The following is a 13792-nucleotide window of genomic DNA, read 5'->3' on the forward strand; positions in this document are numbered from 1 at the left end:
TGATAGTGATTTGGGGCATCCGCGACTAACCGTGCTGGGGGTCCGGCCCCTCTCTTCCTGGTCGGTTAGATACCCTGTTGACACCTCTAGGTATAAATCCTGAGTATCTGGTGCAAATTAGTATTTGTGGAGGCATCTGGAGTACCAATCGAGCATTGCAGCATCGGTATCGTTCAGTTCGTCAATGCCGTATGCCTGCACTGGCGTTGAACGGTCGATCCCATACCAATTACGAAGGAGACATTCCGATGCCACATTCCCCCCGTGTTTTTGCTCCTCAGCGCCTCGCCCTGGCCGCTGCACTGGCCCTGTCGCTGTGCGGCGCCGCCAGCGCGCAGACCGAGCTGGTCATTGCCACCGTGAACAACGGCCACATGATCGAGATGCAAAAGCTCAGCAAAAACTTCGAGCAGGCCAACCCCGACATCAAGCTCAAGTGGGTCACGCTGGAAGAAGGCGTGCTGCGCCAGCGCGTCACCACCGACATCGCCACCAAGGGCGGCCAGTTCGACGTGATGACCATCGGCATGTACGAGGCGCCCATCTGGGGCAAGAAGGGCTGGCTGCAGGAGCTGAAAACCGACGCTGCGTACGACGTGGACGACCTGCTGCCCGCCGTGCGCAACGGCCTGTCCATCGACGGCAAGCTGTTCGCTGCGCCGTTCTACGGCGAAAGCTCGATGCTCATGTACCGCAAGGACCTGGCCGACAAGGCGGGCGTGCAGGTTCCCGAGCGTCCCACCTGGCCGCAGATCAAGGACCTGGCCGCCAAGATGCACGACCCCAAGAACGGGGTGTACGGCATCTGCCTGCGCGGCAAGCCGGGCTGGGGCGACAACATGGCGTTCCTGACCACGCTGGTCAACACCTTCGGCGGCCAGTGGTTCGACATGCAGTGGAAGCCGCAGCTCGAGTCCAAGCCCTGGAAAGATGCGATCAACTTCTACGTGGACCTGCTCAAGAACTACGGCCCGCCCGGCTCTGCCGCCAACAGCTTCAACGAGATCCTGGCGCTGACCAACTCGGGCAAGTGCGGCATGTGGGTGGATGCCACCATCGCGGCATCGTTCGTGGCGGACCCCAAGCAGTCCAAGGTGGCCGACCAGATGGCCTTTGCCCAGGCGCCCACCATGAACACGCCCAAGGGCGCCAACTGGCTGTGGTCGTGGAATCTGGCGATTCCGGCCGGGTCCAAAAAGATCGATGCCGCGCAGAAGTTCATCGCCTGGTCGACCAGCAAGGACTACATCCAGTTGGTGGCCAAGACCAACGGCTGGGCCAATGTGCCCACCGGTACGCGCAAGAGCACGTACGCATCGCCAGAGTTCCAGAAGGCAGCCCGCTTCGCTGCGGCGGAGAAGACAGCCATCGACTCGGCCAACCCGACCGATTCGACCCTGCCCAAGAGCCCGTATGTGGGCGTGCAGTTCGCTGCCATCCCGGAGTTTCAGGCCATCGGCATTGCGGTGGGGCAGCAGATGAGCGCAGCCCTGGCAGGCAAAACGACGGTGGACGCTGCGCTGAAAGCCAGCCAGGTGTCGGCCGAACGTGAAATGAAAAAGGCTGGCTACTACAAGTAAATAGGCATTCATTCGGCTACTGCACGGCCCGATCTGGGGGCGGTGTTCCTCGCCGTACAAGAGTACGGCTGCGGTACAGCGCCCCCACCTCGGACCGCTCGCTAAGTCGGCTGAACGCCTATTGCGCTGCTGGTTTTAATTTCATCTGGCAAAGCCGGATTCTCCCGAGACTCCCATGAACCGCCGCCTGCTCCCCCGTCTGCTGCTCACGCCAGCCATGGTCACGCTCTTCCTGTGGATGATCGTGCCGCTGGTGATGACGATCTACTTTTCGCTCATCCGATACAACCTGATGCAGCCGGACCAGACCGGTTTTGCCGGGCTGGAGAATTTTGAGTATTTCGTCACCGACCCCTCGTTTGGAACGGCGGTGCTCAACACCATCTTGCTGCTGGGCAGTGTGATCCTCATCACGGTGGTGTTCGGCATTGCGATTGCGTTGCTCATCAACGAGCCGTTTGCGGGCCGGGGCATCGTGCGGGTGCTGTTGATCTCGCCGTTCTTCGTCATGCCCACGGTCAACGCGCTGATGTGGAAGAACATGATGATGAACCCCATCTACGGCGTGCTGGCGCAGGTGTGGATGTTCTTCGGCGCGCAGCCGGTGGACTGGTTAACCGACCACCCGCTGTTCTCGGTCATCGTGATGGTGTCGTGGCAATGGCTGCCGTTTGCCACGCTGATTTTCATGACCGCGCTGCAGAGCATGAATCACGAGCAGCTGGAGGCCTCGCGCATGGACGGCGCCAACTACCTGCAGCAGCTGCGCTATCTGTACGTGCCGCATCTGGCGCGTTCGGTGGCGGTGGTGGTGATGATCGAACTCATCTTTTTGCTCAGCATCTTTGCCGAGATCTACACCACCACGGGTGGCGGGCCGGGCGATGCGAGCACCAACGTCACCTTCCTGATCTTCAAGCAGGCACTGCTCAACTTCGACGCGGGCGTGGCCTCGGCCGGGGCGCTGTTCGCAGTGTTGCTGGCCAATATCGCGGCGGTGTTTCTGATCCGCATGGTCGGCAAGAACCTTGACAAGTAAGACGGGGCAACGATCATGACAACGACAAAACGACGACGCTCCAACTACCCGCTGGGCCTGCTGGCTTTGCGCACCGTGGCCGCCTGGGGCGTGGCCCTGCTGCTGTTCTTTCCGCTGGGTTGGCTGTTCCTCACTGCGTTCAAGACCGAGTTGCAGGCCATCGCCGTGCCGCCGCAGCTGTTCTTCATCCCCACGCTCGAGAACTTTCACGAGGTGCAGGAGCGCAGCGACTACCTGCTGTACGCCAAGAATTCGGTCATCACCAGCGTGGTCTCTACCCTGGTGGGCCTGATGCTGGCCGCGCCTGCGGCCTACGCCATGGCCTTCTTCAAGGGCAAGTACACCAAGGACATCCTCATGTGGATGCTCTCGACCAAGATGATGCCCGCCGTGGGCGCGCTGGTACCCATTTATGTGCTGGCGCAAAAGAGCCACCTGCTCGACACGCAGCTCGCGCTCATCATCGTGTTCGCGCTGTCCAACCTGCCCATCATGGTCTGGATGCTGTATTCGCACTTCAAGGACATCCCGCGCGAGATCCTGGAAGCCGCGCGCATGGACGGCGCCACGCTGTGGCAGGAGGTGCGCCTGGTGCTGCTGCCGCTGGGCATGGGCGGCCTCGCGTCCACCGGCCTCTTGTGCTTGGTGCTGTCATGGAACGAGGCCTTCTGGAGCCTGAACCTCAGCGCCGCCAAGGCCGGCACGCTGGCTACGCTGATCGCGTCGTACTCCAGCCCCGAGGGCCTGTTCTGGGCCAAGTTGTCCGCCGCCTCGCTGATGGCCATTGCACCCATCGTGGTCTTTGGCTGGTTCAGCCAGAAGCAGCTGGTGCAGGGCCTGACGTTTGGTGCGGTCAAGTAAGCCGCAGTTTTCCTCTCAGTTTTCAAGATTTCAGGAACCCGATTCCATGGCCTACCTTCAACTGCGCGGCATCGAGAAATTCTTTGGTGAGCACCGCGCCATCAAGGGCATCGACCTCACCATCCAGCAAGGCGAGTTCATCGTCTTCGTCGGCCCCTCGGGCTGCGGCAAGTCCACGCTGCTGCGGCTGATTGCGGGGCTCGAAAATATCGACGGCGGCACCCTGATGCTGGACGGCCGCGACATCACCGACCAGCCCTCGAGCAAGCGCGACTTGGCCATGGTGTTCCAGAGCTACGCGCTGTACCCGCACATGAGTGTGTACGAGAACATGAGCTTTGCGCTCAAGCTCGCCAAGGTGGACAAGCAGGTGATCGACGAGAAGGTGCAGAACGCCGCGCGCATCCTCAACCTCACGCAGTACCTGCAGCGCACGCCCAAGGAGCTGTCGGGCGGGCAGCGCCAGCGCGTGGCCATCGGCCGCGCCATCGTGCGCGCGCCCAAGGTGTTCCTGTTTGACGAGCCACTGTCCAACCTTGACGCGGCGCTGCGCGGCCAGACCCGTGTAGAGATCGCCAAGCTGCACCGCGACCTTGGGGCCACCACCATCTACGTCACGCACGACCAGGTCGAGGCCATGACGCTGGCCGACCGCGTGGTGGTGCTGCGCGATGGCGTCATCGAGCAGGTGGGCACGCCGCTGGAGCTGTACGACAAGCCTGCCAACCAGTTCGTGGCCCAGTTCATCGGCACGCCGCAGATGAACGTGGTGCCCTTGCCGCAGCTGCCATCGCCCGTGCAGCAGCAGGCACCCGTCGGGGCGGAGGGCGGCGCCATCGGCCTGCGCCCCGAGAACATCACGGTGCGCAACACCGGCGCGACGCTGGTGCCGGGCCAGGTGGACCTGGTGGAAGCATTGGGCGCAGAGACGCTGATCTACGTGAGCACGCCCAGCGGCGCGCAGTTTGTGGCGCGCCAGAACGACCGCACAGGCCTGCGTGCGGGCGATGCGGTTTGCCTGGACATCGATGCCTCGCAAGCCCATTGGTTCGACCCGAACGGCCGCGTGGTGGCCCGCCAGACCGCATGACCGCCATGACTGCTTCCATGCCCCCCGGACAAGAACTTCAAGGCAAGGTGGCGGCCGTTACCGGCGCCGCATCGGGCATCGGCTTTGCCAGTGCCCAAGCCATGGCCAACGCTGGTGCGCGTGTGGTGCTGATCGATCGTGACGAGGCCGCGCTGACCAAGGCGTGTGCAGCCCTCGGCCCCGTCGCCTTGCCGCTGGTGCTGGACCTGCTCGATGCCAGGCAATGCGCCAGCCTGCTGCAGCGCACGCTGGCGTTGGCTGGTCAGCTCGACATCTTTCACGCCAATGCTGGGTTGTATGTGGGCGGCGACCTGGTGGATGCCGACCCCGACGCTATCGACCGCATGCTCAACCTGAACGTCAACGTGGTGATGAAGAACGTGCACAACGTGCTGCCCCACATGATCGAGCGTGGCACGGGCGACATCATCGTCACCAGCTCGCTGGCCGCGCATTTCCCCACGCCGTGGGAGCCTGTCTACGCATCGTCCAAGTGGGCGGTCAACTGCTTTGTGCAGACCGTGCGCCGCCAGGTGTTCAAGCACGGCATCCGCGTGGGCTCCATCTCGCCCGGGCCCGTCATCACCTCGCTGCTGGCCGACTGGCCCGCGGAGAAGCTCGCCGAGGCCAAGGCCAGCGGCAGCCTCATCGAGGCGTCCGAAGTGGCCGACGTGGTGCTTTTCATGCTCACCCGCCCGCGCGGCATGACCATCCGCGACGTCGTGATGATGCCCACGAACTTTGATCTCTAGAAACCCGCAGTCACGCACCATGAATTTCATCCTGCACCTGGGCCTGGGCTCGTTCCACCGCGCCCACCAGGCCGTTTACGTTCACGCATTGCGCCAGCAGGGCGACACGGGCTGGGCCATCGCAGGCGGCAATCTCCGCCCGGACATGGCCGACACCATCGCGGCGCTGCAAGCGCAGGATGGGCGCTACACGCTCGAAACCGTCACCCCCCAAGGCGAGCGCAACTACACCGTCATCGAGTCGATCCAGCGGGTGATCCCCTACCAGGATGACCTGGCCCCGCTGATTGCCATGGGTGCCGACCCTGCCACGCGCATCATCAGCTTCACGGTGACGGAAGCGGGCTACTACCTGGATGCCCAGAACCAGCTCGACTGGCCCACGTTTGCCGACCTGCGCGCCGACCTGGCGGCCGTGAAGGCGGGCCAGGCAGGCCACACCATCTACGGCGGCCTGGTCAGCATCCTGCGCGCGCGCAGGGCAGCCGGTGCGGGCGCCGTGACGCTGATGAACTGCGACAACCTGCGCCACAACGGCGACCGCTCGCGCGGCGGGCTGTTGCAGTTCATCGAGGCGCTGGGCGATGCGCCACTCAAAGAGTGGGTGGAGCAGAACACCACCAGCCCCAACGCCATGGTGGACCGCATCACGCCGCGCCCCACGCCCGATGTGGCCGAGCGCGTGAAGGCTGCAACAGGTTGGGATGACAAGGCAGCACTCATGGGTGAAAGCTTTATCCAGTGGGTCGTCGAAGACGACTTCATCGCAGGCCGCCCTTCGTGGGAAACGGTCGGTGTCGAGATGGTGCAGTCGGTGCAGGCGCACGAAGAGGCCAAGATCCGCCTGCTCAACGCCACCCACAGCTGCATTGCCTGGGCGGGCACGCTGGCGGGTTACCAGTACATCCACGAAGGCACACACGACGCGGCCATTCGCCAGATGGCCTACGACTACGTCACCGACGACGCGATCCCGGTGCTCCACACGCCCGAGCAACCATGCCCCATCAACCTGGAGCAGTACCGCGACGTGGTGCTGGACCGCTTCGGCAACCCTGCCATCGCCGACACCAACCAGCGCGTGGCCATGGATGCGTTCTCCAAGATCCCCGGCATGATTGCGCCCACTATCCGCGACAAGCTCGCGCGCAACGCGTCGTTCGACAGCGTGGCCATGCTGCCCGCGCTGTTCCTGGCCTACCTGCAGCGCTGGCATGCGGGGCAGATCCCCTACAGCTACCAGGATCAAGCCATGGATCCCGCCGTGGCCCATGCCATCTGCGATGCCGCTGACCCCGTGGCGGCCTTTGCGGCCGACACGACCTTGTGGGGCGAGATGGCCGGCCACCCCCGACTCGTAGACGCGTTGCGCAAAGCCTATGCCCGCGTGCTGGCTTTTGTGGCGGAGCGGACAGGCGCCTGATGCTGGTGTAATTTGAGCCCACTAACGCCATGACCGTGAAGATGCCCATCGCCCCGCGCCAGACCAAGCCCGAGCTGGAGCACGACTATGTGCGCTCGCCCGCGCTGGGCTACGAGTCGCCCGAGACGGCGGGCTTCATCCGTTGCCTGTCGCACGGGTTTCCCACGCCGCTGGCGCGCTGGCATTACCACGACGAGTACGAGCTACACCTGATCACGGCCACCTCTGGCAAGGTGTTTGTGGGGGACTGGATCGGTCAGTTCCAGCCCGGCCACCTGGTGCTGACCGGGCCGCGCCTGCCGCACAACTGGATCAGTATGGATCTGCCCGAAGGCGGCGTGCCGCTGCGCGACCTGGTGATCCAGTTCTCGCACGCGCCGCTGGTGGCCAGCAGCGAGACCATCCCCGAGCTGCGCGAGGTACTGCCTCTGCTGGAGCGCGCGCGCCACGGTGTGGAGTTCTTTGGCATGGAAGCGCAGGCGCAAGAGCACTGGCACCGCATCAAGGCGCGCCAGGGGCTCGCCCGGTTCGGCGCTTTCTGTGAGTTCATGAGCGACCTGGCGCGCTGCACCGACTTTCGCCTGCTGTCGAGCACGCAGCTGCAAAGCGAGGACAACGATACCCAGCTCGACCAGATCAACGCCATCGTGAGCCGCATCACCGACCACCTGGCCGACCCGCTGTCGGCGGCCGACCTGGCGCAAGAGCTGGGCATGACGGAGAGCCGCTTTTCGCGCTTCTTCCGCCGCGCCACGGGCAATACCTTCACCGACTTCGTGAACCTGGTGCGCGTGAACCGCGCGTGCCAGCTACTGATGGAGACCGAGCGCTACATCACCCACATTGCATATGACGTGGGCTTCAACAACATGGCCAACTTCAACCGCCGCTTTCTGGACATCAAGGGCATGACGCCCAGCGAGTACCGCAAGCAGGGCGCGGGAAGGTTTGGAAAGACTTCCTGATCCCCGGCCGGATCTGCACCCTGAGAGGCGGGGGGAGGCCCTTGTTGCGTGACCCCTGCACGCAGCCCGCCAAAGGCAAAGGCCGGGCCATGGCTTTCACTGTGAATCACTGACATCTGTCCATCACCCATGTACCTCGGAATTGATTTAGGCACCTCGGGTGTCAAGCTCCTGCTGCTGGACGATGCGCGCACTGTGGTCGCTACGGCAGATGCCGCCGTGCCTCAGCTGCGCCCCCAGCCCACCTGGAGCGAACAGCACCCCGCCGACTGGTGGACTGCTGTGGAGACCTCCGTGGCGCAGTTGCGCGCGCAGGCTCCCGCAGCGTGGGCGCAGGTGCGGGGCATCGGCCTCTCGGGCCACATGCATGGCGCGGTGGTACTGGACGCGCAGGGCCAGGTGCTGCGCCCGGCCATCTTGTGGAACGACGGCCGCGCCAGCGCCGAATGTGCGCAGCTGGAGTCGGCTGTGCCCAGCTCGCGCCAGATCACCGGCAATCTCGCCATGCCCGGCTTCACCGCGCCCAAGCTGCTGTGGCTGCGCACGCACGAGCCCGCCGTGTTCGACCAGATCCGCACCGTGCTGCTGCCCAAGGACTGGCTGCGCCTGCAGCTCACCGGCGATGCAGTGAGCGACATGTCCGACGCATCGGGCACGCTGTGGCTGGCCGTGCAGGCCCGCGCCTGGAGCCCGGCCATGTTGCAAGCCTGTGGGCTCGATGTTTCGCACATGCCGACGCTGGCCGAGGGCAGTGCGCCCACCGGCACACTGCGCAGCGATGTGGCACGCCGCTGGGGGCTCGGTGACAGCATCGTCGTGGCTGCTGGCGCGGGCGACAACGCCGCCAGTGCCGTGGGCGTGGGCGCCCGCACTGCGGGGCAGGGCTTTGTGTCGCTGGGCACCTCGGGTGTGGTCTTTCGCGTGACGGACGCTTTTGCGCCTGCCACCGAGCGCGCCGTGCATGCCTTCGCCCATGCGCTGCCGCAGCGCTGGCACCACATGTCCGTCATGCTCAGTGCAGCGAGTGCGTTTGGCTGGGTCACCCGGCTCACGGGGCGTGGCGACGAGGCGCAACTGTCTGACGCCGTCAGCGTCCTCAACACCACCCGCCAGGCGCAGGCGCCGCTGTTTTTGCCGTACCTGAGCGGCGAGCGCACACCGCACAACAACGCTGCTGCCACCGGCGTGTTCATGGGCCTGCGGGCCGAGCACGAAGCGGCGGACCTGGCCTATGCCGTGATGGAAGGCGTGGGCTTTGGCCTGCTCGATGGCCTCAACGCCATGCGCGCCGCAGGGCCGGGGAAGGGTAGTGACACAGGTCGGAGTGATGCGCCCCTGGCGCTCGTCGGGGGTGGCGCACGCAGCAGCCCTTGGGCGCAGCTGCTGGCCAGCGCGCTGGGCACCCCACTGCAGCGCCCGCAGGGCGCACACGCTGCCGCAGCCCTAGGTGCCGCGCGCCTGGCGGCCATGGCCTGCGGTGGTGACGAAGCCCACTGGTGCCAGCCCCTGGCTGCTGACGCCACCTTCATGCCACAGCCCGCACAACAAGCCCTGCTGGCCGAACGCTATTCCCGCTTTGTCGCGCTGTACCCCGCGCTGCAATCGCAGTTCTGACGCACTGTCTGCTTCCTCCCAAACGTCCATGACTTCCGCATCCACGATTTCCAACGGCACAGCGCCCATCCACGCCGCCATTGCAGGCGAGGCCCTCATCGACCTGATCCGCCGCCCCGATGGCAGCTACTTGCCGTGCCTGGGCGGCGCGCTCTACAACCTGTGCCGCGCGCTGGCGCGACAGGGCGTGGGCACGCAGTACCTCAACCCCTTGTCGCGTGACCGTTTTGGCCGCGAGCTGGCGGCGCAATTGGTGGCCGACGGTGTGGCGCTGGCCCAGCCCGAGCCCGTACAGCCAGTCACGTCATTGGCAGTGGTCAACCTCGATGCACATGGTCACCCCGACTATGCCTTCTACCGCGAAGGCGTGGCAGACCGTGCCGTGTCGGCCCAAGGCCTGGGCGACGCCTGCACCGCCTTGCCCGCGCTGCAGTTGGTCTGCACCGGCGCGCTGGCACTCGACGCGCGTGACACAGCCATCTACCTGCCGTGGCTGGCCGCCCAGCGCGCCGCAGGCCGCTGTGTGGTGGTTGATGCCAACCTGCGCCCCTCCGTCATGCCCGACCTGGCGGCCTACCGCACCACGGTGCATGCCGCGCTGGCCCACGCCCACATCATCAAGGCCAGCGACGAAGACCTGGAGCATCTCGCTGTGCCTGGTGTGGATGCCCTGGCCCGCGCACAGCACCTGCTGGCCGCCAACCCACAGGCCCATCTGCTGGCGCTCACGCTGGGCGCGGAAGGCGCCTGGCTGCTGCACCGTAACGGCGCGCAGCGTTTTGCCAAAGAGGCCCAGTCGCTGCCAGTGGTGGACACCGTGGGCGCGGGCGACAGCTTTCTGGCCGGGCTGCTGGCGCATTTGCTGCGGCAATCGCAGGCTGCCGGTGGTGCGAGCTTTGTGCGGTTTGTCGAAGCGCTGGCGGCCGATGCGTGCCAGCAGGCGCTGCGCCATGCGCTGGCCAGCGCCAGTTTGTGCGTGATGGAGCAAGGCTGCGTGCCACCGGGCTGGGAGGCCGCCCTCGTGTGGAGCCAGCAGAATCCGGCAGCCCAAGACCCGCGCTGACGTCCGAGGAGGGGTATCGCCCTCGTCAAGGCTGTCCGTCTATCATTTCCCTTCACAGATTTGCGGAGGATGCCGATGACGGAGTTTCTGGTTGCGATGCTGTGGTCAGTGGTTGAAGTGCTGATCGTCTTCACGGGTGCTCAGGTGGTGCGGGTGGTCGGCCTGGGCCGCTGGCGCTCTGAGCGCTGGGGCAGCAACGAAGCGCGGACCTGGAGTGCAGCGGGCGCACTGTCGTTCCGGCATGAAGGACAACGTGTGGTGACGACCAATGGCCTGATATTCGTGGGCTTGTTGTTCTATGGGGTGCTCGCTGTGTTGGCCATCGCGCTTTCGGGGCTGGCTTCGGCGTGATTGCGGTTAGCGCAGTGCCTCAGGGCACAAAGATCATCCCGGTGGGCCCCGAGGCGGCAGAAGCCGCCTGCACGGTCATCCGTCGGTCCATCACCCACTGCTGCGTGCTCGACCATGCCAATGACCCCGCTATCCTGACGGCCTGGCTGGCCAACAAGACGCCCGAGAACCTTGCTGCGTGGATGTCCGCGCCGGGCGCTGCGGTGTGGGGCGCATACCGGGGCGGAATGATGGTGGGCTTTGCGCTGCTGGCGAGGGCCACGTTGGCGTTGTGCTATGTGGTGCCAGAGGCCTTGCATCAGGGGGTAGGCCACGCCCTGCTGCTTGAGGCTGAGGCCCACGCGCGGCAGTCAGGGCTGGCGGCACTCGGGCTGGAGAGCACGCGAACGGCGGAGGCTTTTTACCGCCGCAATGGCTATGAACCCGCAGGTGCAGTGCAGTCTTGGGCCGGGCTGCAGGCACAGCCGATGCGCAAGGTGTTCTGAAGGGGGCTCTCGGCCGCGTGGAACGCGATGCCCAGAGCCACGACCTCGGCGAGAGCCCTGTCCATCAGGGTTATGGCAGTTGTTGGAATCGAGAATGTTAGTAAAAAATGGCCCTGGCGCTTGATGTGTAAGCGCAATCAGCTATTGTTTTCATAGTAAATCTCGGCGTGGCCGGCAGGCGTTGATCAGAGTTCCTGCGAGTAGACGATGGACCCATGGTGCTTGGCCATCTTGTCGTACAGCAGTCGCGCGGTGGTATTGGTTTCGTAGGTTTGCCAATACACGCGCGATGCCTTGGCTGCCCGCGCTGCGCTGTACACGGCGTCGATGAGCGCACGTCCCACTCCCCGGCCCCGCGCGGCTTCGTTGGTGTACAGGTCGCTCAGGTAGCAGATGGGATCGATGCGTGTTGTGCTGCGGTGAAAAAGGTAGTGCGCAAGCCCGAGGATCTTGCCGCCCGCAGCGTCGTGCGCCACGAGGCAGAAGACGGGCTCTGCCGGGTCCAGCAAGCGCTGCCAGGTGGTTGCGTTGATGTGCTCGGGCAGCGCGGTGGCGCCAAAGCGGCCGTAAAACGCGTTGTAGCCGTCCCAGAGCGGGCGCCATGCGGCATAGTCTTCGGGCTGAACGGGGCGTACGGTAACCGCAGCGGTCATGGGGTGACCTCCAGTGGATTTATTGGAGCACCCGCCCCGGGTTCATGATTCCCTGCGGGTCCAGCGCCTGCTTGATGGCGCGCATCATGCCCATGGCCACAGGCGACTGGTACTTCTCCAGCTTGTCGGCCTTGAGTTCGCCAATGCCGTGCTCGGCCGAGAATGAGCCGCCGAACTCGGCCACGGCCTCATAGACGAGGTGGTTCACATGGGCTTCGTGCTCGCGCAGAAAGGCCTTGGGGTCGCCCTCGGCGGGCGCCTGCACGTTGTAGTGCAGGTTGCCGTCGCCCAGGTGGCCGAAGTTGACCAGGCGCACGCCGGGGATCTCGCGCTGCAGCACCGCGTCGGTGTGGGCCACAAAGGCGGGGATGCGCGAGATCTGCACCGAGATGTCGTGCTTGATGTTCAGGCCCTCTTCGGCCTGGGCGAGCGGAATGCTCTCGCGGATGTGCCAGAGCTGGTGGGCCTGCGTGAGGTTCTCTGCCACCACGGCGTCGGTCACGCAGCCCATTTCAAACGCCGTCTCCAGCAGCGACTCAAACCGTGCACGCGCGTGTTCTTCGGATTCGCTGTCGGAGTTTTCGAGCAGCACGCACCAGGGCGCGTTGTCGTCGCCCAGAAAGGGCACGCGCAGCTGCGGCATGTGCTTGCCCACCAGGCTCAGCGCAAACTGGCCCATCACCTCAAAGCCCGTAAGGCCCGCCCCCAGCTGCTTGTGCGCCAGGCCCAGCAAGGCCACGGCGTGTTCCATCGACGGCACGGCGGCCCAGGCCGTGAGGTTGGCGGCGGGCTGGGGGTAGAGCTTCATCGTCGCAGCGGTGATGATGCCCAGCGTGCCTTCGCTACCGATGAACAGGTCGCGCAGGTCGTAGCCCGTGTTGTCCTTGCGCAGGCCCTTGAGGCCGTCCCACACCTCGCCCTGGGCGGTGACCACTTCGAGGCCCAGGCACAGGTCGCGTGCATTGCCATAGCGCACCACCTGTGTACCGCCTGCGTTGGTGCCCAGATTGCCGCCAATGGTGCAGCTGCCCTCGGCCGCGAGTGACAGGGGGAACAGCACGCCCGCGTTCTGCGCCACATCCTGCAGGTTCTGCAGGATGCAGCCGGCTTCCACCGTCATGGTCAGGTTGTCGGTGTCCACGCTGCGCACCGTGTTCATGCGCGTGAGGCTCAGCACGATCTGCGTGCCCGAGTCGTCGGGCGTAGAGCCCACGGCCAGGCCGGTGTTGCCGCCCTGGGGCACGATGGCGGTGCCTGCTGCTGCGCAGGCCTTGACCACAGCCGCCACCTCTTGCGTGTTGGCGGGGCGCACCACGGCCAGGGCCTTGCCGCGCACGCGACGGCGCCAGTCCTGCTCCCAGGCAGAGAGGTCGCCTTCGGTGATCACATGGGCAGGGCCGACGATGGCGCGCAGGGTGTCAAGCAGAGTGGTCATGGTCAAGGAGTTTCTTCTTCAAGGCGATGAAAAGAGGAGGCCAGCATCAGGATGCAGCAGAGGCGGCTGCAGCCGCCTTGGCATTGCGCTGGCGCAGTCGCACATGCAGCGTGCAGGCGGTGAACAATACGAGGCACAGGGCCACCTCGGCCCAGGCCAGCCACTGCGACGGGGGCTTGTCGCTCCAGCCGCGCACCACGCCTTCGGTGAAATACAGCCAGATCACCAGGCTGACCCAGCGGTAGGTGTACATGCGGTTCTTGAGAATGCCCGCCAGCGGGATGCACAGCGGAAGCGCCTTGAGTGCGAGCCATGAGCCACCAGGGCGCAACGGGGCCAGCACCAGCTCCCAGGCCAGGCACAGAACAATCAGCGCCAGCAGGCTGCCGGTGGCCAGCCAGCGCGTGGATTCCACAGCGCTGTCTGCGGGAACGGGGAGGGCGGGCGGGGCGGAAGGTGATGCGGTCATTGGGGTGGCATC

Annotated in this window: 14 protein-coding genes; 11 read left to right on the forward strand and 3 right to left on the reverse strand. The window is 65.2% G+C overall.

Annotated elements, in window-relative coordinates:
- Window positions 1-248 precede the first annotated feature (248 nt).
- The 11 genes from ACQ4MJ_RS04950 (at window position 249) to ACQ4MJ_RS05000 (ending at window position 11223) form a co-directional block, all read left to right on the forward strand.
- Window positions 249-1580, forward strand: a complete 1332-nt coding sequence (locus ACQ4MJ_RS04950) for an ABC transporter substrate-binding protein (RefSeq protein WP_431149693.1) — start codon at window positions 249-251, stop codon at window positions 1578-1580.
- A 175-nt stretch (window positions 1581-1755) separates the two neighbouring features.
- On the forward strand, window positions 1756-2619 hold the full coding sequence (locus ACQ4MJ_RS04955; RefSeq protein WP_431149692.1) for a carbohydrate ABC transporter permease: 864 nt from the start codon (window positions 1756-1758) through the stop codon (window positions 2617-2619).
- A 15-nt stretch (window positions 2620-2634) separates the two neighbouring features.
- Window positions 2635-3480: a carbohydrate ABC transporter permease gene (locus ACQ4MJ_RS04960; RefSeq protein WP_121420576.1), complete on the forward strand. Its 846-nt coding sequence runs from the start codon at window positions 2635-2637 to the stop codon at window positions 3478-3480.
- A gap of 46 nt (window positions 3481-3526) precedes the next feature.
- Window positions 3527-4570, forward strand: a complete 1044-nt coding sequence (locus ACQ4MJ_RS04965) for an ABC transporter ATP-binding protein (RefSeq protein WP_431149691.1) — start codon at window positions 3527-3529, stop codon at window positions 4568-4570.
- 5 nt (window positions 4571-4575) lie between these two features.
- Window positions 4576-5322: an SDR family oxidoreductase gene (locus ACQ4MJ_RS04970; RefSeq protein ID WP_431149689.1), complete on the forward strand. Its 747-nt coding sequence runs from the start codon at window positions 4576-4578 to the stop codon at window positions 5320-5322.
- 19 nt (window positions 5323-5341) lie between these two features.
- Window positions 5342-6745 (forward strand): D-arabinitol 4-dehydrogenase, encoded by a 1404-nt coding sequence (gene dalD / locus ACQ4MJ_RS04975; protein WP_431149688.1) that lies wholly within the window; start codon window positions 5342-5344, stop codon window positions 6743-6745.
- A gap of 29 nt (window positions 6746-6774) precedes the next feature.
- Window positions 6775-7710: an AraC family transcriptional regulator gene (locus tag ACQ4MJ_RS04980; RefSeq protein ID WP_056743668.1), complete on the forward strand. Its 936-nt coding sequence runs from the start codon at window positions 6775-6777 to the stop codon at window positions 7708-7710.
- A gap of 129 nt (window positions 7711-7839) precedes the next feature.
- Complete coding sequence (gene xylB / locus ACQ4MJ_RS04985; protein WP_431149686.1) at window positions 7840-9324, forward strand: xylulokinase; 1485 nt, start codon at window positions 7840-7842, stop codon at window positions 9322-9324.
- A 28-nt stretch (window positions 9325-9352) separates the two neighbouring features.
- Window positions 9353-10387 (forward strand): PfkB family carbohydrate kinase, encoded by a 1035-nt coding sequence (locus ACQ4MJ_RS04990; RefSeq protein WP_431149684.1) that lies wholly within the window; start codon window positions 9353-9355, stop codon window positions 10385-10387.
- A 75-nt stretch (window positions 10388-10462) separates the two neighbouring features.
- On the forward strand, window positions 10463-10738 hold the full coding sequence (locus ACQ4MJ_RS04995; RefSeq protein ID WP_431149683.1) for a hypothetical protein: 276 nt from the start codon (window positions 10463-10465) through the stop codon (window positions 10736-10738).
- Between the two features lie 14 nt (window positions 10739-10752).
- Window positions 10753-11223, forward strand: a complete 471-nt coding sequence (locus tag ACQ4MJ_RS05000) for a GNAT family N-acetyltransferase (protein ID WP_431149682.1) — start codon at window positions 10753-10755, stop codon at window positions 11221-11223.
- Between the two features lie 185 nt (window positions 11224-11408).
- Here ACQ4MJ_RS05000 and ACQ4MJ_RS05005 read toward each other — a convergent pair whose 3' ends face one another.
- From ACQ4MJ_RS05005 to ACQ4MJ_RS05015, 3 genes are read right to left on the reverse strand one after another with little or no spacing between them, the layout of a single operon-like run.
- Window positions 11409-11876, reverse strand: coding sequence for a GNAT family N-acetyltransferase (locus ACQ4MJ_RS05005; protein WP_431149680.1), 468 nt, complete (start codon window positions 11874-11876; stop codon window positions 11409-11411).
- A gap of 19 nt (window positions 11877-11895) precedes the next feature.
- Window positions 11896-13311 carry an FAD-binding oxidoreductase gene (locus ACQ4MJ_RS05010; RefSeq protein WP_431149679.1) on the reverse strand — a complete coding sequence of 472 codons (1416 nt, stop codon included), beginning with the start codon at window positions 13309-13311 and terminating at the stop codon, window positions 11896-11898.
- Window positions 13312-13357: 46 nt separating this feature from the next.
- Window positions 13358-13780, reverse strand: coding sequence for a DUF2069 domain-containing protein (locus ACQ4MJ_RS05015; RefSeq protein ID WP_176886420.1), 423 nt, complete (start codon window positions 13778-13780; stop codon window positions 13358-13360).
- Window positions 13781-13792 lie beyond the last annotated feature (12 nt).

Origin of the sequence: Acidovorax facilis (assembly GCF_050626955.1) — a bacterium.
GTDB classification, from domain to species: Bacteria; Pseudomonadota; Gammaproteobacteria; order Burkholderiales; family Burkholderiaceae_C; genus Acidovorax; species Acidovorax facilis.